Source organism: Anaeromyxobacter sp. Fw109-5 (assembly GCF_000017505.1).
Lineage (GTDB): Bacteria > Myxococcota > Myxococcia > Myxococcales > Anaeromyxobacteraceae > Anaeromyxobacter.
In genome coordinates this window covers 2,153,874-2,175,643 of sequence record NC_009675.1, presented here as the reverse complement: position 1 = coordinate 2,175,643, position 21,770 = coordinate 2,153,874, and the positions used below count along the sequence as shown (strand labels likewise).

The following is a 21,770-nucleotide window of genomic DNA, read 5'->3' as shown; positions in this document are numbered from 1 at the left end:
GGGGACTACGGGAGCGTGAGCGTGGCCGCCAGCGCCGGCAGGAAGGCGCAGGCGCCCTCGGAGCCGACGAGCGGGCTCGCGCCGCTGTCGTAGACGAGCGCGAAGCTCGAGGCGGCGTCACCCCAGCACTCGCTCTCGCTCGCGGGCTCGGCGGAGGAGACGGCGTCTCCGCGCCCAGCGCCGGCGCCGTCCCAGCGGGAGCGGAGCGACAGGGTCGTCGGCGCGGCCTCCAGCGTCTCGACGGCGAGCTGCAGCTCCCCGCCCCCGCCCCCCTCCGCGGCGCGGAAAGCGTACACCGCGTTCACGGGCTCGGGGGCCTCGGGATCCCGGCTCCTCACCCCGACCGCGGTCGCGTCCACCCGCAGCGCCGCGCGCGCGTCGTACTGGATCTCGAGGCGACCGAAGTCCTCCTGCTGCCAGCCGGGCGGGTGATCGAGGGCGGCGGCTGCCTCGAAGTCCATCTGGAGCGAGCCGTGTCCGCGCCCCGGCAGCGCGCCGCGCTGGATCACCCCCGCGACGATGGGCGCGAACGGGGTGGAGGGCGCCGAGCCCGGCCGCGCGTCGAGGTTGAAGGCCCAACCGCCGCCGTCGTGGCGGGCGACGAGCCGCCACACGTTCAGCCCCTCCCGATCGATCCACGGGCCCCACGAGCACGCCAGCTCGTCACAGGAGGTCGGCGGGAGCGAGACGACGAGGCGGAGGCGGCCGAGACTCCACGCCAGCCCGGCGTTCACGGTGGCGGCGCTCCAGAAGGTGGTCCGGGCGTAGCCGGAGCCGAACGCCGGGGCGGCCGCGATGACCTCGGCGGTGGTGGCCTCCGGCGAGGGCGGGGGCGCGGGGCTCCCGATCCGGATCGCCGCCTCGTCCGGCAGCGCCGCGCGCAGGCCCTCCACGTCGGTCCGCACCTCGGCCGCGCACGCGGCGAGGAGCACGACGGCGAGCGCCAGCGTCGTCCTCATCGCTCCTCCTGCCACTGGGGCGACAGCCCCGATCGGCGCCGGAGCATGCCAGCGCGCGCAGGTGGCAGGGAAGGCGCCGATGTGGGCGCGAGGGCGGAGCTCAGGCTGCCCGGCGCCGCGCCGCGAACCACTCGAAGGTGCGCCGGAGCCCGTCGGCGAGCCTCACCTCCGGCCTCCAGCCGACGGCCGCGCCGGCGCGCGAGGGGTCGATGCACGAGCGCTTCTGCTCGCCGAGCCGCGCCGGGGCGTGCTCCGCCGGACGGTCGGAGCCGGCCGCCCGGGCGAGGTGGGCGTACAGCTCGTTCACGTCGGTCTCGACCCCGGTCCCGACGTTGAGCGGCCCGTCGTACCGCTTCTCGGCGGCGAGCAGGTTCGCCCGCGCGACGTCGCCCGCGAAGACGTAGTCGCGGGTCTGCGAGCCGTCCCCGAAGATCGTGCAGGGCCGGCCCTCGAGGAGGCGCCCGCAGAAGATCGCCACCACCCCGGCCTCGCCGTGCGGATCCTGGCGCGGGCCGTACACGTTGGAGTAGCGGAGCGCGGTGAACGGGATGCCGTAGTTGGCGCGGTAGACGTTGAGGTACAGCTCGCTCGCGGCCTTCGCCGCCCCGTAGTGGGAGACCGGCAGCTGCGGGTGATCCTCGGGCGTCGGCACGCGGTCGGTGTCGCCGTAGGTGGCGCCGCCGGAGGAGGCGAAGAGCACGTGCTCGACGCTCTTCGCCTCGACCGCGCCCTGCATGAGGTTCAGCAGGCCGCCGACGTTCACGTCCGCGTCGAAGCGAGGCTCCGCCATCGAGCGGCGCACGTCGATCTGGGCGGCCTGATGGCAGATCACCTGCGGGCGCTCCTTCTTCAGCACCTCGAGCGCCGCCGCGCTGCGAACGTCCACCGGGTAGAAGCGGGCGGCGGGCGGCACGCTCTCGCGCTTCCCCGACGAGAGATCGTCGAGGACCGCGACGTCCCACCCCGCCTCGAGGAACAGGTCCGCGATGGTGGACCCGATGAACCCCGCCCCGCCCGTGATGAGAATCCGCTTCGCCACCCCGCCTCCCCTCGTTTCACCAACCGTTCACACGCGCTCGCGGAACCACCCGATGGTCCGCCGCATGCCGTCATCGAATCCCACCTTCGGCTCCCACCCGAGGAGCTCCTTCGCGCGCGAGATGTCCGGCCGTCGCACGCGCGGGTCGTCCTCGGGGAGCGCCTCGTGGATCACGGGGCAGTGGCTCCCGACGAGCCGCTGCACCGCCTCGGCGAACTGCAGCACCGTCATCTCGTTCGGATTGCCGATGTTCACGGGATCCTGGAAGCGGGAGTGCAGCAACCGCCAGATCCCCTCCACGTTGTCGTCCACGTAGCAGAAGCTCCGCGTCTGGGTGCCGTCGCCGAACACGGTGAGCGGCTCGCCGCGGAGCGCCTGCGCAACGAAGGTGGGCACGACCCGCCCGTCGTCCAACCGCATACGAGGGCCGTACGTGTTGAAGATGCGGGCGATCCGCACGTCGACCTTCTCGTAGCGGCGGTACGCGACCGTGATCGCCTCGGCGAAGCGCTTCGCCTCGTCGTACACCGCGCGCGGACCGACGGGATTCACGTTGCCCCAGTACGACTCGCGCTGCGGGTGCACCAGGGGATCGCCGTACACCTCGGACGTCGAGGACAGCAGGAAGGGAGCGCCCGCGCGCTTCGCGAGCTTCAGCGCGTTCTCCACGCCGTGCGAGCCGACGCGGAGCGTCTCGAACGGGTGCTTCAGATAGTCGATGGGCGAGGCGGGCGACGCGAAGTCGAGCACCGCGTCGACGCGACCCGTGATCCGGTCCAGCGGCTCGCAGATGTCCGCCTCGACGAAGTCGAAGCGCGGGTCGCGCGCGAGGTGGTCGAGGTTCCGCCGGTTGCCCGTGATGAGGTTGTCCACCCCCGTGACGCGCCACCCCTCCGCCAGGAAGCGATCGCTGAGGTGACTCCCGATGAACCCTGCCGCCCCGAGGACGACCGCGCGCTTTTCGCTCATTCTCGTGCAATCTACTTCTTGGCGCCCATGTCATCGAGCGTCAGCTGGCCGGGGAGCGCCTGGCGATACTTCTCCAGCACGAGGTCGATGCCTTGCCGGATGTACTCGGCGACGGGCACACGCGTGCGCTCGTGCAGGAGCTTGAGGCGCTCGTCCTGCTCGGGCGTGATGTAGACGGTCGTCGAGAGCTTTTTCCGGGCCATGGCGGCTACGGCGAACCTATGTGACCATCTATATAGTGTCAAATAACGTCATGCGGAAGCTCCTCGCTCTCATCGCCGCCCTGTCGGGGCTCGCTTGCTCGACGCCCCGTCAAGCCCGGCCCACCGCCTCCTCCCCGGCGAGCTCCGGCCGACCCTTCACCTCGGAGCCGGCCGGGGCGCCGACCGGGACGCCCCAGGACCAGGACGGAGATGGGCGTACCGACGCGTGGGTGACGCGGGGCGCCGACGGCGCGATCTCCCGCCTCGCCTACGACCTCGATCGCGACGGGGAGCCGGACGTCGTGCTCGTGTTCGAGGGCGGCGCGCTCGCCAGGAAGGAGCTCGTCCACCGCGTGGAGGGCGTGCCTCCGACCTGGAGCGTCTTCGAGGGAGGTGAGCTCGTCCGCAAGGAGCGAGACACGGACGGGGATGGGCGGCCCGACGTCTGGGAGCGCTACGCACGCGGCTCCCTCGTGAGCGTCGAGCGCGACACCGACCGTGACGGCAGGCCGGACGGGGTCGAGGCCGGCGCGCCGGAGCGCTGAGCCCATGACGCCCCGAGCCCGCGGACGGCCGTCGCGCGGCCGGACGGCTCGGCCACGGCCGGCGCGCACGGCGCGGGCGACTGTGCCGCCGGCGTTTCGTGCGGCACGCGCGCGGCAAGGAAGGCGGACATGCCCGCGCCTCGCCCGCCCGACGCCCCCCTCCCCTCGTCCCGGCCCTTCGCTCTCCGTCTCCCTCTCGTACTCGTCCTCGGCTGCGCCGCCGCGTGCGCCGGGCGCGCCGCCGTGCACCCGCGCGCGGCGGAGGAGGTCCGGCGCGGCTACGCGTACCTGGAGGCGGCCGACCCGGAGCGCGCGACCGTCGCCTTCTCGCACGCGCTGGAGTTCGATCCCGACTTCCCGGAGGCGCTGAACGGCCTCGGGATCGTCGCTCGCCGCGAGGGAGACCTCGACACCGCGCGGCGGCGGTTCGAGCGGGCGGTGCGGCTCGCGCCCGACTTCGCCGAGGGGCACGCGAACCTGGGAGAGACGCTGCTCGCGGCGGGGCGCGAGGGTGGCGGCACCGACGCGCTCCGCGCCGCGTTGCGCATCGATCCCGACCTCGCCGACGCCCGCCAGAACCTCGCCCGCGCCCTCCTCCGCCACGGCCTGGACTCGCCCGATCGCGGCGCGCGCTGGGCCGAGGCCCGCCGCGAGTACCTGCACCTGCTCGAGGCGGCGCCCGATCGCGCCGCGGCGCACCACGACCTCGCCTTCATGGACTACGTGGAGGGGCGCTTCGAACGGGCGGAGGCGGGCTACCGGCGCGCCGCGGAGCTGGAGCCCGGCTCGCACGAGGCGCTGCACGGGCTCTGCGTCTCGCTCGTGCGGCTCGCGCGATGCGACGAGGCGGTCCGGGCGTGCGAGCGTTGCCTGGAGGTGTCGCCCGGCGCGGACGCCTGCCGGACGAGCCTGCGCGGCGCCCGCGCCTGCGAGTGAGGGCGCGCCGATAGAGAAAGTGAAACGGCCGCACCGGAGCGCCCGGTGCGGCCGCGAGACGTGAGAGGCGGTGGCTTACGCCTTGGCGACGAGCTTCTTGCCGTGATCGAAGCCGCGCTGGAACGCCTTCATGTTCAGGTCGATGGTGGCCGGCGGGACGGAGTCCTTGACCGCCTCCCGCGCCGCCTCCTCGCTCACGAGGCCCGTCACGGCGGTGAAGAACCCGACCATGACGATGTTCATCACCATCTTCCTGCCGAGCTCCTCGGCGATGCGCGTCGCCGGGACCGAGAACACCTTCACCGTGCTCGGCAGGCCGTTGGGCTTGACGAGCTCCTCCTCGATGAGGAGCGTCCCGTCCGGCCGGAGCTCGGGCGAGAACTTCGCGAACGCGTCCTGCGACATCGCCACCATGATGTGCGGCTTCTGCACGTACGGGTAGAGGATCGGCTCGCTGTCGACGACCACCTGTGCGCTGCAGGCAGACCCGCGCGCCTCGGGGCCGAAGGCCTGCGTGAGGCACGAGTGCTTGCTGTCGAACAGCGCCGCCGCCTTGCCGATGATGATGCCGCCCAGGATGACGCCCTGGCCGCCCAGCCCGCCGATCTTGATCTCCGTGGGACCCATGTCCTTGTTCTCCTGAGCTACGCGGCCGGCTTCTCGGCCGTGGCGGGCGCCTTCGCGCCGGGCGAGACGTACGGCACGTACTTCGCGCCGAGCGCCTCCTTGTAGCGCTGCTCCATCGCGTCCTCGAGCGTCGGCCGCTCGCGGTCGACGAACTTGCCGACCGTGATCTCCTTGCGGTAGTCGAGCGCGACCTCGCGCGTGTCGACGCCGTTCCGGATGACGCTCTTCTCCTTGTAGAACTTCATCTCGTCGAGCCCCTCGCCGAGCTTGTTGCGGCGGAGGTACAGCGTGGGGCACGGCGCCGCGATCTCGATGAAGCGGAAGCCGCGCTTGTTGATGGCCTCGGCCATCGACTTGGCGAGCTGCTTCACGTGGTACGCCGTCCACCGGGCGACGTACACCGCGCCGCAGGAGTCGGCGAGCATCGGCATGTTGAACGTCTGCTCGAACGCGCCGTACGGCGTGGTCGAGGCGACCGCCGGGCGGAACGTGGTCGGCGTCACCTGGCCGCCCGTCATGCCGTAGGTGAAGTTGTTCACCATGACCACGAGGAGGTCGGCGTTCCGGCGGGCCGCGTGGATGAAGTGGTTGCCGCCGATGGCGGACAGGTCGCCGTCACCGGAGTACACGACCACCTTCAGGTCGGGGCGGGCGAGCTGCAGGCCCGTCGCGAACGGGATGGCGCGCCCGTGCGTCGTGTGGAACGAGTCCACGTTCATGTAGCCCGCCACGCGGCCGGTGCAGCCGATGCCCGAGACGACCGCCAGGTTGTCGAGCGGGATCTTGGACTCGTCGAGCGCGCGCGCGAAGCAGTTCACCGTCGTGCCGATGCCGCAGCCGGGGCACCAGATGGACGGCATGCGCTCCATGCGCAGGTACTTGTTGACGGGGTTCTCCTTGACCGGCGCGCTCATCGAACGGCTCCCACAATGGCGTTGGTGATGACCTGCGGATCGTGAACGGTGCCGCCCACGTGCGGGACCGGGACCACCTTGGTCCGGCCCTCGACGATGCGCTGCACCTCGAGCACCATCTGGCCGAGGTTCAGCTCGGGGACGACGAACGCCTTCACCTTCTTGGAGAGCTGGAGGATCTCCTTCTCCGGGAAGGGCCAGGCGGTGATGAGGCGGAACGAGCCCACCTTCACGCCCGCGGCGCGCGCCTGCTGGATGGCGCGCTCGGCGATGCGGGAGGTGATGCCGTAGGAGACGACCACCACCTCGGCGTCGTCCAGGTCCTTCGCCTCGTACTTCACGATCTTGTCGGCGTTGAGGACGATCTTGTCCCAGAGCCGCATCTGCATCTTCTCGTGCTCGGGGACCGTCATCTTCGGGTAGCCGCGCTCGTCGTGCGTGAGGCCCGTGACGTGGATGCGGTAGCCGTCACCCGGCTTCACCATCTCGGGGACGAGGCTGCCCTCGGCGGGCGCGAAGAGCTTGAACTCGCCCGGAGGCTTCTTCGTCCAGCGCCGCTCGGTGATCTTGAGCTTCGAGTCGTCCGGGATGACCACCTTCTCGGTCATGTGCCCGACGACCTCGTCGAGCATCACGAGGACCGGGACGCGGTACTCCTCGGCCATGTTGAAGGCGTCGACGGTGAGGTCGAAGCACTCCTGCGGCGAGTTCGGGCAGAGCGCGATGAGGCGGTAGTCGCCGTGCGACCCGAACCGCGCCTGCATCATGTCGCCCTGGGCGGGCTGCGTGGGGAGACCGGTCGACGGGCCGGCGCGCTGCACGTCGAAGAACACGCACGGCGTCTCGGTGATCGCGGCGAGGCCGATGTGCTCCATCATGAGCGAGAAGCCGGGGCCCGACGTGACGGTGCAGGCCTTGGCGCCGCCCCAGGCGCCGCCGAGCAGCGCGATCGACGCGGCGAGCTCGTCCTCGAACTGGAGGAAGCGGCCGCCGACGAGCGGGAAGCGCTGCGCGAGCCGCTCGACCACCTCGGTCGAGGGCGTGATGGGGTAGCCGGCGGCGAACCGGCAGCCGGCGGCGATGGCGCCTTCGCTGCAGGCGTGATCGCCGTCCAGGTAGTGGCTGCCAGTGAGGGTTCCGGAAGAGGTCGCGTTTGACATTCGTGGCTCCTAGGCGGCGGCCGAGTCGAGCTTCTCGCGGTAGCCGTAGATCGAGAAGTCGGGGCAGAAGAGCCCGCACATGTCGCAGCCATTGCAGAGCTCCGGCTTTGCGAGGAAAGGCGGGTGATATCCCTTCGCGTTGTAGCCCTTCTCGAGCTCGAGGGCGTGCAGCGGGCAGAACTCGACGCAGAACCCACAGCCCTTGCAGTTCTCGCGGTTCACGACCACGACGCCTTTGAACTTCTTGTCCTTCTTCGCCGCAGGTGCAGCTGCTGTCGTCATTAGCGCTCCTCTGGAGCGTCCGGGCCGCCATGGACCGGTCACGCTGGGAGAGTGCCGCGCTCAGTACTACGTCGCCGCACTTGGGTGCCTGGACGCAGATCAATCGAGCCGAGATTTCCCCGCGAATCGATTGCGCATTTCATCGACCCATTTGCTCGACGTTTGATCGACTCGGCGCCTCCACGATCCTCGCCGGAGCGGCGACGGGAGCGCCCGCGGGCGCGCCCGGGCGCCGCAGGGGCGCGAAAAGACGAGGGCCCTCCCCCGTCGCGGGGAAGGGCCCACTGGCCGCGCGCGGCGGGCCGTCGACCACGCCGGCTCGCCCCGGGCGTGCCGGAGGGCGAGCGCGCCGCGGACTAGCCGATCGTCCAGGTGTCGCCGCCGTCGAGCAGCTTCTCGAGCGACGCGTCCGGCTTCTTCGCCTTCGCGCCGTCGATGAGCTTCCACGTCAGCTCCTCGCACGTCGGCAGGCTGACGTCGCGGAACACGCCGATGGGCGTGGGGAAGCCCGGGCGCGTCGAGAGGTTCGCCAGCATGAAGGCGATGGTCGGGTCCTCGCGCTTCGCGTCGTGGACGAGGATGTCCTTCTCGGTCACGCCGTCCTCGCCGAGGGTGACCACCTCGAGCTCGGCGCTCTGCGGGTTGAAGCGGATCCCCTTCTTCGAGTCCTTCCCGAAGAGGAGCGGCTTGCCCTGCTCCATCCGCAGCAGCGCGTCCGCCTTCACCGCCTTGTCGGTGAGGAAGTCGTAGGCGCCGTCGTTGAACACCGGGCAGTTCTGGAAGATCTCGACGAGCGTGCTGCCCTTGTGCTCGGCCGCGGCCTTGATGACCGCGCCCATGTGCGCGCCCTCGACGTCGACGGTGCGCGCGACGAAGGTGGCGCCGGAGCCGAGCGCGAGCGCCGGCGGGTTGAACGGGTAGTCCGGCGAGCCGTGCGGCGTGGTCTTCGTCTTCTTGCCGAGCTCGGAGGTCGGGGAGACCTGGCCCTTCGTGAGCCCGTAGATGCGGTTGTTGAACAGCAGCATCTTCAGGTCGAGGTTGCGCCGCATCGCGTGGATGAAGTGGTTGCCGCCGATGGCGAGCGCGTCGCCGTCGCCGGTCACGATCCACACCTGCAGCTCGGGCCGCGACACCTTGAGGCCCGAGGCGAACGAGGGCGCGCGGCCGTGCAGCGTGTGCATCCCGTAGTTGTTCATGTAGTACGGGAAGCGCGAGGAGCAGCCGATGCCGGAGATGAAGACGATGTTCTCGCGCTTCACCCCGACGGCGGGCAGCGCCCGCTGCACCTGGTTGATGATCGAGTAGTCGCCGCAGCCCGGGCACCAGCGCGGGTCGACGCCGGACTCGAAGTCCTTCTTCGTGTAGGTCGGGAGGGCGGTGTTCACGGTCGTGTTCGTCGTGCTCATGTGAGTAGTCCTTTCCGTCTCGCTACAGGACCTCGAGGACCTTGCCCACGAGCTCGCTGATCTTGATGGGCTTGCCGTTGATCCGGTTGAACTGCAGCGGATCCACGCCCGGGAACTTGCCGCGCAGGTAGAAGGCGAGCTGCCCGTCGTTCACCTCCGGCACGAACACCTTCTTGAACCCCTTCAGCACCTCGCCCAGGTTCTTCGGGAGCGGGTTCAGCCAGCGCAGGTGCACGTGGCCCACCGCCTTGCCGCGCGCCTGCAGCTCCTCGGCGGCGCCGCGCACCGCGCCGAAGGTGCCGCCCCAGGAGACGAGCAGGAGGTCGCCGCTCGCCGCGCCGAAGGTCTCGACGTCCGGCACGTCCTCCACCACGTTGCGGATCTTCTGCGCGCGGGTCTTCACCATCCGCTCGTGGTTCATGCCGTCGTAGGACACCATGCCCGAGAGCGAGTCCTTCTCGAGCCCGCCCACGCGGTGCTCGAGCCCCGGCGTGCCCGGGATCGCCCAGGGGCGCACGAGCTTGTCGTCGCGCAGGTACGGCATGTACTGCGTGCCGTCCGCGTAGTTGGGCGAGGTCTGGTAGCTCACCTTCAGCTTCGGCAGCTCGTCGAGGCTCGGGATCTTGAACGGCTCGGACCCGTTGCCCAGGTAGCCGTCGGTGAGCAGCAGCACCGGCGTCATCCACTTGGTGGCGATCTTCATCGCCTCGATCGCCGCCCAGAAGCAGTCCGCGGGGCTCTGCGCCGCGATGACCGGCATGGGCGCCTCGCCGTGACGGCCGAAGAGCGCCATGAGCAGGTCCGCCTGCTCGGTCTTGGTCGGCATGCCCGTCGACGGGCCGCCGCGCTGCACGTTCACGACCACGAGGGGCAGCTCGGTGATCACCGCGAGCCCCATCATCTCGGTCTTGAGGGCGAGGCCGGGGCCGGAGGTGGTGGTGCAGGCGAGCGCGCCGCCGAAGGCGGCGCCGATGGCGGAGCCGATGCCGGCGATCTCGTCCTCGGCCTGGTACGTCACCACCCCGTGCTCCTTGAAGTACGACATCTCCTGGAGGATCTCGGTGGCGGGCGTGATGGGGTAGCTGCCGAGGAACACCTGCCTGCCCGTGAGCCGCGCCACCGTGGCGAAGCCGAGGGCGGTGGCGAAGTTGCCGGTCACGCTGCGGTAGGTGCCGGGCGCGAGCTTCGACTTCGGCACCTCGTAGCGCTGGAAGAACACCTCGGACGTCTCGCCGTAGGCGTGGCCCGCCTTGAAGACGGCGGCGTTGGCCGCGGCGAACTCCGGCTTCTTCGCGAACTTCCGCTGGATCGACTCGAGCTGCGCCTCGATGGGGCGGCTGTAGAGCCAGTACATGAGGCCGAGCGCGAAGTAGTTCTTGCAGCGCGCGACCTCCTTCGACGACAGCCCCGAGCCGGCCAGCGCCATCTCGGTCAGCTTGTTCATGTCGACCGGGAAGATCTTGTAGCTCTGCTTGAGCGCCGCGTCCTCGAGCGGGTTCGTCTTGTAGCCGGCCTTCTCGAGGTTGCCCGGGGTGAACGCGCCCACGTTCACGAGCAGCATGCCACCCGGCTTCAGGTCCGCCAGGTTCGTCTTCAGCGCGGCCGGGTTCATGGCCACGAGGACGTCGGGGGCATCACCGGGGGTGTGGATCTCCCGCGACCCGAAGTTCACCTGGTAGCCCGACACGCCGGCGAGCGAGCCGGCGGGCGCACGGATCTCCGCGGGGTAGTCCGGGAAGGTGGCGAGGTCGTTGCCGGCGAGGGCGCTCGCGCGCGTGAACTCGGTCCCCGTCAGCTGCATGCCGTCGCCGGAGTCGCCGACGAACCGGATGGTGACGGTCTCGACCTGCTCGACCTTGTGCTTTGCCACGGAGACTTGCGTGGACATGTCGTCCTTTCGTTCTGTCTGAAGGGTGCGGCGTGAAAAAAAACGGCCCCGGCCGTTACTTGAGCCAGGACAGGTCTTGACTACATGCCGGACTGGAGCGGCGAAGTCAAACCTAACCCCCTGAAATGACGCGTGGATTGTGGACCAGGCTTGTCCCCAATCAATCTGATCAGGAGATCGGATCTCGCCGTCCGGAACGCGCTCAGCCCGGGAAGATCTTCCCGGGATTCAGGATTCCCAGCGGATCGAACACCGCCTTGAGGCGGCGCTGGAGGGCGACGAGCTCCCGGCCCTGCTCGTACTCGAGGAAGTCCCGCTTCGCGAGCCCCACCCCGTGCTCGCCGGTGATGGTGCCGCCCAGGTCGACCGCCGCGCGCAGGATCTCCGCCACCGCGAGGTCCACCTGCGGCCGCTGGTCCTCGCGGTCGAAGAGGACGTTGCAGTGGAGGTTTCCGTCGCCGGCGTGGCCGTAGGTCGCCACGACGAGGCCGCGGCGCGCGCCGATGCCCTTCGCGCGCTCCACCATCTCCGGGATGCGCGAGCGCGGCACCGCGATGTCCTCCGAGAGCTTCTTCGGGTGGAGCGCCTTCAGGTTCACGGAGAGATAGCGGCGCGTCTCCCATACGTCGCGCCGCTGCGCCTCGTTCTGCGCGACGATGACCTCGCCCGAGGCGTCGCCCTGCACGATCTCCGCGACGCGGACGATCTCGGCGAACACGCCCTCCTCGTCGTTGCCGTCGGTCTCGACGAGGAGCGCCGCGCCGGCGCCGGCGGGGAAGCGGAACGGCGAGGTCTTCGCCGCCGCCGCCAGCGACACGTCGTCGAGGAGCTCGAGGCAGCGCGGGATCACCCCCTGCGCCAGCACGCGCGAGACGGCGCGCGCGGCGGTGGCGACGGAGTCGAACACCACGAGCGCCGTCGAGACGTGCCGCGGCCGGGGCAGGAGCTTCAGCGTCACCTCGGTCACGATCCCGAGCGTGCCCTCGCTGCCGACGAACAGGCCGGTCAGATCGTAGCCGGCGACGCCCTTGATGCTCCGGTGTCCGGCCTTCACGATCTCGCCCGTCGGCACGACCGCGGTGAGCCCGAGCACGTACTCGCGGGTGACGCCGTACTTGAGCGCGCGAGGGCCGCCCGCGTTCTCGGCGACGTTCCCGCCGATGGTGCACATCTCGAGCGAGTTCGGGTCCGGCGGGTAGAACAGCCCGTGCTGCTCGACCGCCGCCTGCAGCTGGCCGGTGATCACCCCGGGCTCGACCCGGGCGACGAGGTCCTCGGGCGAGATCTCCAGGATCCGGTTCAGCCGCTCGAGCGAGACCGCGATCCCCCCGTGCAGCGCGAGCACCCCGCCCGACTTGCCGCTGCGCGCCGCGACCGGCACCACGGGCACGCGGTGCGCGCTGGCGATGCGGAACACCTCCCGGACCTCCTCGGCGGACTCGACGAGCACGGCGACGTCCGGCGGGTAGGAGCCGAGGTCGGACTCGTCGCGCCCGTACGCCTCGAGCCGCTCGGGATCGCGCGCGAGCCGCTCGGCGGGGAACGCCCGCGCGAGGTCTTCCAGCGCGGCGGCGACGGGGGCGGTCATCCGTAGACCTCCAGGTTCGCCGCGGTGATGGCGGCGGGCGCGTCGAGGGCCGCGAACACCACCACCCGCGCGACGTCCTCGGGCGTCATGGCGGGCGCGAAGGGCGTGGCCCTCAGCAGGTCCGTGTCGGTGCTGCCGGGCGACACCGCCACGCACTGCACCGCGTGCGGCCGGAGCTCCTCGGCGAGGCACTTGGTGAGCCCGATGAGCCCCCACTTCGAGGCGTTGTAGGCGCTCGCCGCCTCCGTGCCGATCGTCCCGGAGATCGACGCGACGTTCACGATGCGCCCGCGCCGGCGCGCCTTCATGCCTGGGATCACGGCGCGCGCGCAGAGGAACGCGCCGGTGAGGTTCACCTCGAGCACCGCGCGGAACGCGGCGGGCGAGAGCTCCTCGGCGAGTCCGCGCGCCAGCACGCCGGCGTTGTTCACGAGCAGATCCGCCGGGCCGAGGGCGCGCTCGTGGGCCTCGACCAGGCGCCCCACGTCGGCCTCGCGGGAGACGTCCCCCGCCACCGCGAGCGCGGCCCCACCGCCGGCGACGACCCGCTCCAGCTCGGCCGCGGTCCGCGCGAACACCGTCACCGCGACGCCGCGGGCGGTGAGCGCGCGCGCGATCGCGGCGCCGATCCCGCGCCCCCCGCCGGTCACGATGGCGGTGCGAGCGCTCACCTCCGGCGCCTCCCCGCGCCCGGCCGGCGGCGCGTCGCGCCGGCGCGCCCGGCGAGGTCGAGGAAGCGCTGCCGCGACGCCCCGCGCGCGAGGGCGCCGAGCCAGGCGTCCGCGTGGGCGCGGGCCGCGCCGCGCTTCTCGCCGCGGACCGTCATGCAGAGCTGCTCCGCGTCCAGCAGGCACGCCGCGCCGCGCGCGCCCAGGTGCGTGACGAGCGCGTCGGCGATCCCGTGGGCCAGATCCTCCTGGAGCACCAGCCGGTGCGCGAGGGCGTCCACGAGCCGGACGAGCTGACCGAAGCCCACCACCCTGCCACCGGGCAGGTACGCGACGTGCGCGACGCCGCGCGAAGGGAGGAGGTGGTGCGGGCAGACGGAGTGGAACGCGATCCCGGTCACGGCCACGAGATCGCGGCTCGGCGAGGGGATCGCGTCGGCGAGGATCTCGGCGGGATCGCGCCGGTACCCGTCCACGAGGTCCTCGAGCCACGCCTGCGCCACCCTGCGGTGGGTCCCCTGCAGATCCGGCGAGGCGCGGACCTGCGGAGGCAATCCGAGCGCGTCGAGGAACCGCTCCACCGCCTCCGCCGCGGCGGCGGCGTCCGGCGCCGCGCTCGAGCCGCGCGCGCGCGCGGAGCGGAGGGGCCTAACGGCCACGGCCCCCTCGGTACGTCACGCAGGAGTCGGGGATCTCGAACAGCCGGACCTCCGCGAGGCCCGGCACGTGCGGCTCGAGCACCTCCCAGATCCAGCGCGCGATGTTCTCGGCCGTCGGGTTCTCGAGCACGTCGTTCAGCGTCCGGTGATCGAGGCGCGCCAGGACCTGCTCCTGCACGATGCGCTTCACCTCGCCGAAGTCGGCGATCATCCCGGTGCGCGGGTCGACGTCTCCCTCGAGCGCCACGAAGAACCGGTAGTTGTGCCCGTGCATGCGGAAGCACGGGCCCTCGTAGCGGGGAAGACGGTGGGCCGCCGCGAAGTAGAACTCGACGTCGAGCCGCATGCGGCGGCCGTCCGTGTAGTCGATCGCTGCCATACCCCCCTTATAGCTCCAGCTGAGCTCGGGGGCGCATGCGTCTCGGCCGCGCGCGGCGGGACACGGGGAGGGCTTCAGGCTGCGGGCAACAGGAGAGGCTTGCAAGCCAGGGGCATTCCCGAAGCCTGGAGCCTTTGGCCCGTAGCCTCTCCGCTCACCTCGCGCTCGCCGTCAGCCGCGCCGGGACGCAGTCGGTCGAGCAGTACGTCCGGTCGCCGACCACGTGACCGCGCCCGAGCACCTTGGCGCCGCACGCGTAGCACGCCGGCGCCGCCTGCACGACCGCGCAGCCGAACGAGCAGAAGGTGGTCTCGCGTCCGCGATACTTGAGCCCCACGGGGTGAGGCCCCAGGGTGCCTCCACAGCATGCACAACGGTCCATTGAATGCCTCTCACGCGCCGTGGCGCTCGCCAGGAAGCTAGGCCTGGGGGGCCCCGCAGCGGGAGAACCCGTTCATGGCGAGGCTGACCCCTCCGGCCCATGGGCGCGTGCTCGGCCTGCCGTCTGCCGGCAGGCCGAGAGAAGGTCGTGAGGACGTTTCTGGAGAGCGCCCGGCGGCTCCGGAGGCAGCCTGCGGCGACGCTAGACCGGCGGCTGGACCATGTCGCTCAGGTTGAGCGCGTTCTTCAGGACCTGGCTCGGCCGGAAGGTGAGCACGCGCCGGGCGCTGATCTCGATCTCCTCGCCGGTCTGCGGATTGCGGCCGACGCGGGACTTCTTCTCGCGAACGATGAAGTTCCCGAAGCCGCTGATCTTGATCTTCTCGCCGCGCTCGAGCGTCTCCTTGATGGTGTCGAACACCATCTCGACGATCTCGGCGGCCTCCTTCTTGGAGAAGCCAACCTTCTCGTAGACGCTCTCGATGATATCGGCCTTGGTCACGTCGCGCTCCCGCTCCCGGGTCGGCTAAGTGTCGATTTCGTTAGCTGATTTCGGAAACCCTGTCAAACGCCACGCACCTTCACCGCTGACCCGCTCCGTTCGGTGGGCGGACCGCATCGCGCTCGCCCGGCGGCGGCTTCGCCCGCGTCTGCCCTTCCTCGACTCCCTTCAGCTCCTCGAGCGCCCGCTCGCGCGCCGCGCGCGTCCGGCCGGCAGCGTCATCCAGGTCGCGCTCGACGGTCTCCCCAGATGGGGGCGCGATGAGGCTTTCCCCAGGGCCGCGACGGCCGAGACCTGCAGTCCGGGCGAGCACCAGCCCGCCGACGGCCGCGGCAGCGAGCGCCAGGCCGAGCGCCGTGAGCGCCACGGGGCGGCGCCGTTCCTCGACCGCTGCGCGGACGGCCAGGACGGCCGCAGCGAGCCCTACCACCACGGCGAACGGCGCCGAGAGCGGGTTCCAGGAGGAGAGCGCGGCCGCGACCGCGAACCCGAGCGCCGCGAAGGGCAGCCGGCGGGCCGCGGTCACCGCTAGCCCCGCAGCTCCGCGCCGAGCGCCTCGCGCAGCCGCCCCACGATGCGCGCGTGGGCCGCGTCCGCCTCCGCGTCGGTGAGGGTCCGATCGCCGGCGCGATAGCGGATGGCGAGCGCGAGGTTCTTCTTGCCCGCCGGGATGGGGGCCCCGCGGTAGACGTCGAACAGGGTCGCGTCCTCGACGAGCGGCTCCTCCCGCACGGCGGCGAGCACCGCCCCCGCCTCGACGTCCTCCGCGACCACGACGGCCAGGTCGCGCAGCACGGCCGGGAACCGTGGGATGCCGCCGTAGCGCGGGACGAGCCGCGCGCTCCGGACGAGCGCGGCCCCGGAGAGCTGGAACGCGAACACGCCGCGCGGAAGCTCGAACGCGGCCGCGACGCGCGGGTGGAGCTCGCCGACCTCGCCGAGGACCTCGCCGTCCTGGGCGAGCACCTCGGCGGAGATCCGCGGGTGGAGCCACGCGCCGCCGCGCGCGCGCCAGCGCCCGTCGATGCCGAGCGCCTCGAGCACCGCCGCCACCGCGGCCTTCGCGTCGTAGAAGTCGACGGGGTCCGACGCCGCCGCCCAGCCGGTGGGGCTCCGGCGGCCGACGAGCACGCCGGCGAGCTCTCCCGCCTCGGCGGCCGGCGCGCCCGAACCGGCGGGCGCCGGCCGGTAGACGCGCGCGATCTCGTAGAGCCGCACGTCGTCCACGCGCTGGCGCCGGTTCGTCGAGGCGTTGCGCAGGAGCGACGGCACGAGGCTCGTGCGCATCACCGCCAGGTCCGCGCTGATGGGGTTCTTGAGCGCGATGGGCCGCAGCACGGCGGCGGCGGGATCCGCGAGCGGGGCGAGCTCGCGCTCGGCGACGAAGCTGAAGTTCACCGCCTCCGAGAAGCCCGCCCCCTCGAGCGCCTCCCGGGCGCGCGCGGTCACCTGCGCGTCCGCGGCCTCGACGGGCGTGCGCACGGCGGTGGCCGGCAGCGTCTCGGGGATGGCGTCGTAGCCCTTCGTGCGGACGATCTCCTCGACGAGATCCTCCTCGAGCGAGACGTCGACGCGCCAGCTCGGCACGGCGAACGCGGCGCCCTCGGCGTCGCTCGCGCGCTCCTCGAAGCCGAGGCCGCCGAGGATCCGGCGCGCCTCCTCGCGGGGCACGTCGATCCCCAGCAGCTCGCCGGGCCGGCGCCAGCGGAGGTGCACCTCCGGCGCGCGGTGGGGACGCGGGTGGGCGTCCACGATCCCGGGCCGGACGGTCCCGCCGGCGAGCTCCGCGATCAGCGCCGCGCAGCGATCGACCGCGGCGATCACCATGCCGGGATCGGCCCCCCGCTCGAAGCGATAGGACGCCTCGGTCTTGAGCCCGTGCCGGCGCGAGGTGCGGCGGATCCCGCCCGGCGTGAACCAGGCGGACTCGAGGAGCACCCGCGTCGTCCCGGCCGAGATCTCGGAGACGTCCCCGCCCATGACGCCCGCCAGCGCGCTTCCCCGCTCGCGGTCCGCGATGAGCAGGTCGTCCGGCTCGAGCGCGCGCTCCTTGCCGTCGAGCGTCACGAGCTTCTCGCCCGGGCGCGCGGTGCGCACCACGATCTCGTGGCCCGCCACCTCGTCGAGGTCGAACGCGTGGAGCGGATGGCCGAGCTCGAGCAGCACGAAGTTCGTCGCGTCGACGACGTTCGAGATCGAGCGGACGCCGCACGCCTCGAGCCGGCGCGCGAGCCACAGCGGGGAGGGGCCGATCTTCACGCCCTCGACGACGCGCGCGGCGTAGCGGGCGCACTTCTCCGGCGCCTCGATGCGGACCTTCACCGCCTCGGCCGCGGGCGCGCCGGCCTCGCGGAGCGCCGGGCGCGGCAGCCTCACCTGCTGGCCGAGGAGCGCCGCGACCTCGCGCGCCAGGCCCACGTGCGACAGGGCGTCGGGGCGGTTCGGCGTGACGTTCACCTCGAGGAGCACGTCCTCGAGCCCCAGCGCCTCGGCGATGGGCGTGCCCGGCGCGATGCCGCGGTCCAAGATCAGGAGGCCGCTCGCGTCCTCGGCGAGCCCGAGCTCGCGGGCGGAGCAGAGCATCCCGTAGGACTCGACGCCGCGGAGCTTGGCCTTCTCGATCCTCGTGCCGCCCGGCAGCGTGGCGCCGACGGTGGCGAGCGGGACCACGTCGCCCACCTGGTAGTTCTTGGCGCCGCAGACGACCTGGAGCGGCTCGCCCTCGCCGGCGTCGATCTTCGTGACCGAGAGCTTCTCGGCGTTGGGGTGCTTCTCGGAGGCGAGGATCCGCGCCGCCACGACGCCCGCGAGCCCCTGGCCGACGCGCTCGATCGCCTCCACCTCGAAGCCGACGGCGGTGAGGCGCCGCGCGACCTCGTCGGCGGCCGGGAGCTCCACGTACTCGGACAGCCACTTGAGAGAGATCCGCATTCGGGGCGCTCAGAACTGCTCGAGGAAGCGCAGGTCGTTCTCGAAGTAGAGGCGCAGATCGTCGATGCCGTAGCGGAGCATGGCCATCCGCTCCACGCCCATGCCGAAGGCGAAGCCGCTGTAGCGCTTCGGGTCGAAGCCGCCGTTCTCGAGCACCTTCGGGTGCACCATGCCGGCGCCGAGCACCTCGAGCCAGCCGGTCTCCTTGCACGTACCACAGCGTCTGCCGTCCCTCTTCCCCGTGCCGCCGCAGATGGAGCAGGAGACGTCCACCTCGGCGCCGGGCTCCACGAACGGGAAGTAGCTGGGCCGGAAGCGGGTGCGCGTGCCCTCGCCGAAGTAGGCGCGCGCGAACGCGGCGAGCGTGCCCTTCAGATCGGCGAAGGTGATCCCCTCGTCGACGCAGAGCCCCTCGACCTGGTGGAACATGGGCGAGTGGGTCTGGTCGTAGTCGGAGCGGTAGACCCGGCCCGGGCAGATGATCCGGACCGGCGGGACTCCGAGCCGCTGCATCGCCCGGATCTGCACGGGCGAGGTGTGCGTGCGGAGCAGCACCGTCCCGTCGGGCGCGCCGTCACCCAGCGTCGACACCTCCACGTAGAAGGTGTCCTGCATGTCGCGCGCGGGATGATCCGGCGGGATGTTCAGCGCCTCGAAGTTGAACCAGTCGAGCTCGATCTCCGGGCCGCTGGCGACCTCGTAGCCGAGCCGCGCGAAGATGGCGGAGATGTCCTCGGTGGCGCGCGTGATGGGGTGACGGTGGCCGCGCGGCAGGAGCCGGCGGCCGGGGAGCGTCACGTCGATCGGCGAGCCGGAGAGCTCCGCCTCGAGCTTGCGGGCCTCGAGGCGGCCCTTCGCGCCGGCGAGCAGCGCCTCGACCTCGTCCCGGACGCGGTTCGCGACCTCGCCGACGCGCGGCCGCTCCTCGGCGGGGAGCGCGCCCATGCCGCGGAGGACCGCGGAGAGCTCGCCCTTCTTGCCGAGGAAGCGGACGCGGAGGTCCTCGAGCGCCTTCTCGTCGGCTGCGGAGCCGATGGCCTCTCGGGCGCCCTTCGCGAGCGCCTCGAGCTGTCCGAGGAGGTCGGCCAAGGCCCCTCCCCTACGCCTTGGCGGCCTTGACGACCGCGGCGAAGTCGCCGGGGAGCGCGAGCGCGAGATCCGCGAGGATCTTGCGGTCGATGGCGACGCCGGCCTTCTTCAGGCCCGCGAGCAGGCGCGAGTAGGTCGTGCCGTTCTGCCGGGCGGCGGCGTTGATGCGGACGATCCAGAGCGCGCGGAAGTCGCGGCGCTTCTGGCGGCGGTCGCGCGTGGCGTAGTCGAGGGCGCGCTCGACGGCCTGGTTCGCGCGGCGGTAGCAGTTCTTGCGGCGGCCCCGGAAGCCCTTGGCGAGCTTCAGCACGCGGTTACGACGACGGCGGGCCTTGTATCCCTTCTTGACGCGCATCTTCCTTCTCCTGCCGGCGGGAGGCGCCGCGACCCGTCACCGTCGGTGACGCGCCGTGCACTCTTGTGGACCCCGCTTGGGCGTTACGGCTCCCGTCGCCCTAGCGGGCGTACGGGAAGCACTCCTTGATCTTCTTCGCATCCATCGGGGCGAGGTGATCCGTGCCCCGGAGGTGCCGCTTCTGCTTCTTCGTCTTCCCGAACGTCGCGAGGTGGCGGACGCCGGCGCGGCGGAACTTCACCTTGCCGCTCTTCTTCGGGATGAAGCGCTTCTTCGCGCCGCTCTTCGTCTTCAGCTTGGGCATTTTCTTCTCGTTCTTCCTTCGTTCATCGTGCCCGGCCGTCGGACCGTCCGGTCCCGCGGAGCCGGTCGAGCACGGATCTCCTGACGGCTACCGCGGCCCGGCCTCCGGGGTCTGCTCGGGCGCCGGCGCAGGCGCCGGCGCGGCGGGCGGCGCGGCCGGAGCCCCGGGCTGGGGCGCGGCCGCCGGGGCGGCCTGGGCCGCCGCCTTGGCGCGGTCGCGCTGGGCCTGGAGCATCCTCGGGTTCGGCGCGAGGATCATGAACATCTGGCGCCCTTCCATGCGGGGCGCCGCCTCGATCACCGCCACCTCGCGCAGATCCTCGATGATCCGCTGCAGCACCTTCTGCCCGAGCTCGCGATGCGACATCTCGCGGCCGCGGAAGGTCACCGTGATGCGGGCCTTGTTCGACTCGCCGAGGAACTCGCGGACCTTCTTGATCTTGGTCGCGTAGTCGTGCTCCTCGGTGCGCGGGCGCAGCTTCACTTCCTTCAGCTGGACGACGACCTGCTTCTTCTTGGCCTCGTTCTGCTTCTTCTTCTCGAGGTACTTGAACTTGCCGTAGTCCATGATCTTGCAGACTGGCGGCTTGGCCATGGGGCTGACCTCGACGAGGTCCATCCCAAGCTCCTGCGCACGCGCCAGCGCCTGCTCGATCGGGAGCACGCCGAGCTGCTCGCCCTCGGGCCCGATCGCACGGACCTCGCGCGCCTTGATGCGGCGGTTGGTGCGCGCGTCCCGGTTCGTTCCGCCTCGGCTGTCTCGCTGCTGGATCGCCATGATCCTCCGACTACGGTCGCCTTCGCTCCGCAGAAGGCCTCAAAACACGAGGCCCCGGTTGCGGGGCCATGGAAAAGACGCTGTAGGATAAGGATTTCACGAGCGAAGTCAAACGGGACGGTGCGCCGGGCGCGCCGCCGAGGGGAGGACCCCTCGGGCGGGCCCGGCGCGCACCCTCCCCTACCTCGCGTTGGGATCCGACGAGTCCTTCTTGGCCTCGCGGATCCAGCTCATCATGTCGCGCAGGCGCTTGCCCACCTCCTCGATGGGATGCTGGGCCTCCGCCTCGCGCATCTTGTCGAACATCGGCCGGCCGACCGAGTTCTCGATGATGAACTCCTTCGCGAACTGCCCGGTCTGGATCTCGCGCAGGATCTTCCGCATCTCGTCCTTGGTCTGGCTCGTCACCACCCGGGGGCCGCGCGTGTAGTCGCCGTACTCGGCCGTGTCGGAGATGGAGTGGCGCATCCAGGCGAGGCCGCCTTCGTACATGAGATCCACGATGAGCTTCAGCTCGTGGAGGCACTCGAAGTAGGCGCTCTCCGGCTGGTAGCCCGCCTCGACGAGCACCTCGAAGCCCGCCTTCACGAGCGCCGAGGCGCCGCCGCAGAGGACCGCCTGCTCGCCGAACAGGTCGGTCTCCGTCTCCTCCTTGAACGTGGTCTCGAGGACGCCCGCGCGGGTGCAGCCGATGCCGCGCGCGTACGCGAGCCCGACCTGCTTCGCCTGGCCGGTCGCGTCCTGGTGGACCGCGACGAGGCCGGGGATGCCGCGGCCGTCCTGGTACTGGCGGCGCACCATGTGGCCGGGGCCCTTCGGCGCGACGAGGAGCACGTCCACGCCCTCGGCGGCGCGGATCTGGCCGAAGTGCACGTTGAAGCCGTGCGCGAAGAGGAGCGCCTTCCCCTTCGTCATGTGGGGCGCGATCTCCTCGTCGTAGACCTTCTTCTGCGTCTGGTCCGGGATGAGGACCATGATGACGTCCGCCTCGCGGGCGGCGTCCGAGACGGAGACGACGCGCAGCCCCGCGCCCTCCGCCTTCGCCTTCGAGCGCGAGCCCGGCCCGAGGCCGACGCGGACGTCCACGCCGGAGTCGCGGAGGTTCAGCGCGTGGGCGTGGCCCTGCGAGCCGTACCCGATCACCGCGACCTTCCGCTTCTTGAGCAGCTCGAGGTTCGCGTCCTTGTCGTAATAGATGGTGGCAGCCAT

Annotated in this window: 25 protein-coding genes; 2 read left to right on the top strand and 23 right to left on the bottom strand. The window is 71.5% G+C overall.

The window, feature by feature from the left end; genetic code table 11:
• Nucleotides 1-5 precede the first annotated feature (5 nt).
• The 4 genes from ANAE109_RS23400 to ANAE109_RS09685 form a co-directional block, all read right to left on the bottom strand.
• The gene (locus tag ANAE109_RS23400; RefSeq protein WP_012096684.1) at nt 6-959 is read right to left on the bottom strand and encodes a hypothetical protein; all 954 of its coding nucleotides are present in this window, start codon (nt 957-959) and stop codon (nt 6-8) included.
• A gap of 100 nt (nt 960-1,059) precedes the next feature.
• Entirely contained in the window at nt 1,060-1,998 is a 939-nt protein-coding gene (locus tag ANAE109_RS09695; protein ID WP_012096683.1) for an NAD-dependent epimerase/dehydratase family protein, read from the bottom strand.
• Between the two features lie 27 nt (nt 1,999-2,025).
• A complete protein-coding gene (locus ANAE109_RS09690) occupies nt 2,026-2,967 on the bottom strand; it encodes a UDP-glucuronic acid decarboxylase family protein (protein WP_012096682.1) in 942 nt (313 codons plus the stop codon).
• Nucleotides 2,968-2,978: 11 nt separating this feature from the next.
• Nucleotides 2,979-3,170 carry a ribbon-helix-helix domain-containing protein gene (locus ANAE109_RS09685; RefSeq protein WP_012096681.1) on the bottom strand — a complete coding sequence of 64 codons (192 nt, stop codon included), beginning with the start codon at nt 3,168-3,170 and terminating at the stop codon, nt 2,979-2,981.
• 50 nt (nt 3,171-3,220) lie between these two features.
• Between ANAE109_RS09685 and ANAE109_RS24835 the strand changes: the two genes are divergently transcribed.
• Together ANAE109_RS24835 and ANAE109_RS09675 are read left to right on the top strand one after the other, a co-directional pair.
• The gene (locus ANAE109_RS24835) at nt 3,221-3,715 is read left to right on the top strand and encodes a hypothetical protein (protein WP_012096680.1); all 495 of its coding nucleotides are present in this window, start codon (nt 3,221-3,223) and stop codon (nt 3,713-3,715) included.
• A gap of 129 nt (nt 3,716-3,844) precedes the next feature.
• A complete protein-coding gene (locus ANAE109_RS09675) occupies nt 3,845-4,651 on the top strand; it encodes a tetratricopeptide repeat protein (RefSeq protein ID WP_012096679.1) in 807 nt (268 codons plus the stop codon).
• Between the two features lie 75 nt (nt 4,652-4,726).
• On the opposite strand, the gene ANAE109_RS09670 is transcribed toward ANAE109_RS09675, so the two are convergent.
• The 19 genes from ANAE109_RS09670 to ilvC all read right to left on the bottom strand — a co-directional run bounded on the left by ANAE109_RS09670 (nt 4,727) and on the right by ilvC (nt 21,770).
• Nucleotides 4,727-5,278: a 2-oxoacid:acceptor oxidoreductase family protein gene (locus tag ANAE109_RS09670; protein ID WP_012096678.1), complete on the bottom strand. Its 552-nt coding sequence runs from the start codon at nt 5,276-5,278 to the stop codon at nt 4,727-4,729.
• 17 nt (nt 5,279-5,295) lie between these two features.
• Complete coding sequence (locus tag ANAE109_RS09665) at nt 5,296-6,192, bottom strand: 2-oxoacid:ferredoxin oxidoreductase subunit beta (protein ID WP_012096677.1); 897 nt, start codon at nt 6,190-6,192, stop codon at nt 5,296-5,298.
• A complete protein-coding gene (locus ANAE109_RS09660; RefSeq protein ID WP_012096676.1) occupies nt 6,189-7,352 on the bottom strand; it encodes a 2-oxoacid:acceptor oxidoreductase subunit alpha in 1,164 nt (387 codons plus the stop codon). Before ANAE109_RS09660 ends, ANAE109_RS09665 begins: the two co-directional genes overlap by 4 nt.
• 9 nt (nt 7,353-7,361) lie before the next feature.
• Nucleotides 7,362-7,634, bottom strand: coding sequence for a ferredoxin family protein (locus ANAE109_RS09655; RefSeq protein ID WP_012096674.1), 273 nt, complete (start codon nt 7,632-7,634; stop codon nt 7,362-7,364).
• A 356-nt stretch (nt 7,635-7,990) separates the two neighbouring features.
• Complete coding sequence (locus tag ANAE109_RS09650) at nt 7,991-9,040, bottom strand: 2-oxoacid:ferredoxin oxidoreductase subunit beta (protein WP_012096673.1); 1,050 nt, start codon at nt 9,038-9,040, stop codon at nt 7,991-7,993.
• 22 nt (nt 9,041-9,062) lie between these two features.
• Nucleotides 9,063-10,928 carry a 2-oxoacid:acceptor oxidoreductase subunit alpha gene (locus tag ANAE109_RS09645; RefSeq protein WP_012096672.1) on the bottom strand — a complete coding sequence of 622 codons (1,866 nt, stop codon included), beginning with the start codon at nt 10,926-10,928 and terminating at the stop codon, nt 9,063-9,065.
• A 202-nt stretch (nt 10,929-11,130) separates the two neighbouring features.
• Nucleotides 11,131-12,516, bottom strand: coding sequence for an FAD-binding oxidoreductase (locus ANAE109_RS09640; protein WP_012096671.1), 1,386 nt, complete (start codon nt 12,514-12,516; stop codon nt 11,131-11,133).
• Entirely contained in the window at nt 12,513-13,187 is a 675-nt protein-coding gene (locus ANAE109_RS09635; protein ID WP_012096670.1) for an SDR family NAD(P)-dependent oxidoreductase, read from the bottom strand. Before ANAE109_RS09635 ends, ANAE109_RS09640 begins: the two co-directional genes overlap by 4 nt.
• Nucleotides 13,184-13,843, bottom strand: coding sequence for a GTP cyclohydrolase I (gene folE, locus ANAE109_RS09630; protein ID WP_012096669.1), 660 nt, complete (start codon nt 13,841-13,843; stop codon nt 13,184-13,186). Before folE ends, ANAE109_RS09635 begins: the two co-directional genes overlap by 4 nt.
• On the bottom strand, nt 13,833-14,222 hold the full coding sequence (gene queD, locus ANAE109_RS09625; protein ID WP_012096668.1) for a 6-carboxytetrahydropterin synthase QueD: 390 nt from the start codon (nt 14,220-14,222) through the stop codon (nt 13,833-13,835). Before queD ends, folE begins: the two co-directional genes overlap by 11 nt.
• A gap of 154 nt (nt 14,223-14,376) precedes the next feature.
• Nucleotides 14,377-14,559: a hypothetical protein gene (locus ANAE109_RS09620; RefSeq protein WP_041448248.1), complete on the bottom strand. Its 183-nt coding sequence runs from the start codon at nt 14,557-14,559 to the stop codon at nt 14,377-14,379.
• Nucleotides 14,560-14,805: 246 nt separating this feature from the next.
• Nucleotides 14,806-15,105, bottom strand: coding sequence for an integration host factor subunit alpha (locus ANAE109_RS09615; protein ID WP_012096667.1), 300 nt, complete (start codon nt 15,103-15,105; stop codon nt 14,806-14,808).
• Between the two features lie 79 nt (nt 15,106-15,184).
• Nucleotides 15,185-15,631: a hypothetical protein gene (locus ANAE109_RS09610; protein WP_012096666.1), complete on the bottom strand. Its 447-nt coding sequence runs from the start codon at nt 15,629-15,631 to the stop codon at nt 15,185-15,187.
• A 2-nt stretch (nt 15,632-15,633) separates the two neighbouring features.
• Nucleotides 15,634-18,036, bottom strand: coding sequence for a phenylalanine--tRNA ligase subunit beta (pheT, locus tag ANAE109_RS09605; RefSeq protein ID WP_012096665.1), 2,403 nt, complete (start codon nt 18,034-18,036; stop codon nt 15,634-15,636).
• 9 nt (nt 18,037-18,045) lie between these two features.
• The gene (pheS, locus tag ANAE109_RS09600) at nt 18,046-19,125 is read right to left on the bottom strand and encodes a phenylalanine--tRNA ligase subunit alpha (RefSeq protein ID WP_012096664.1); all 1,080 of its coding nucleotides are present in this window, start codon (nt 19,123-19,125) and stop codon (nt 18,046-18,048) included.
• 10 nt (nt 19,126-19,135) lie between these two features.
• On the bottom strand, nt 19,136-19,480 hold the full coding sequence (gene rplT / locus ANAE109_RS09595; protein WP_012096663.1) for a 50S ribosomal protein L20: 345 nt from the start codon (nt 19,478-19,480) through the stop codon (nt 19,136-19,138).
• A gap of 100 nt (nt 19,481-19,580) precedes the next feature.
• Complete coding sequence (gene rpmI / locus ANAE109_RS09590) at nt 19,581-19,784, bottom strand: 50S ribosomal protein L35 (RefSeq protein ID WP_012096662.1); 204 nt, start codon at nt 19,782-19,784, stop codon at nt 19,581-19,583.
• A gap of 87 nt (nt 19,785-19,871) precedes the next feature.
• Nucleotides 19,872-20,561, bottom strand: coding sequence for a translation initiation factor IF-3 (gene infC / locus ANAE109_RS09585; protein WP_012096661.1), 690 nt, complete (start codon nt 20,559-20,561; stop codon nt 19,872-19,874).
• A gap of 180 nt (nt 20,562-20,741) precedes the next feature.
• Nucleotides 20,742-21,770, bottom strand: coding sequence for a ketol-acid reductoisomerase (ilvC, locus tag ANAE109_RS09580; protein ID WP_012096660.1), 1,029 nt, complete (start codon nt 21,768-21,770; stop codon nt 20,742-20,744).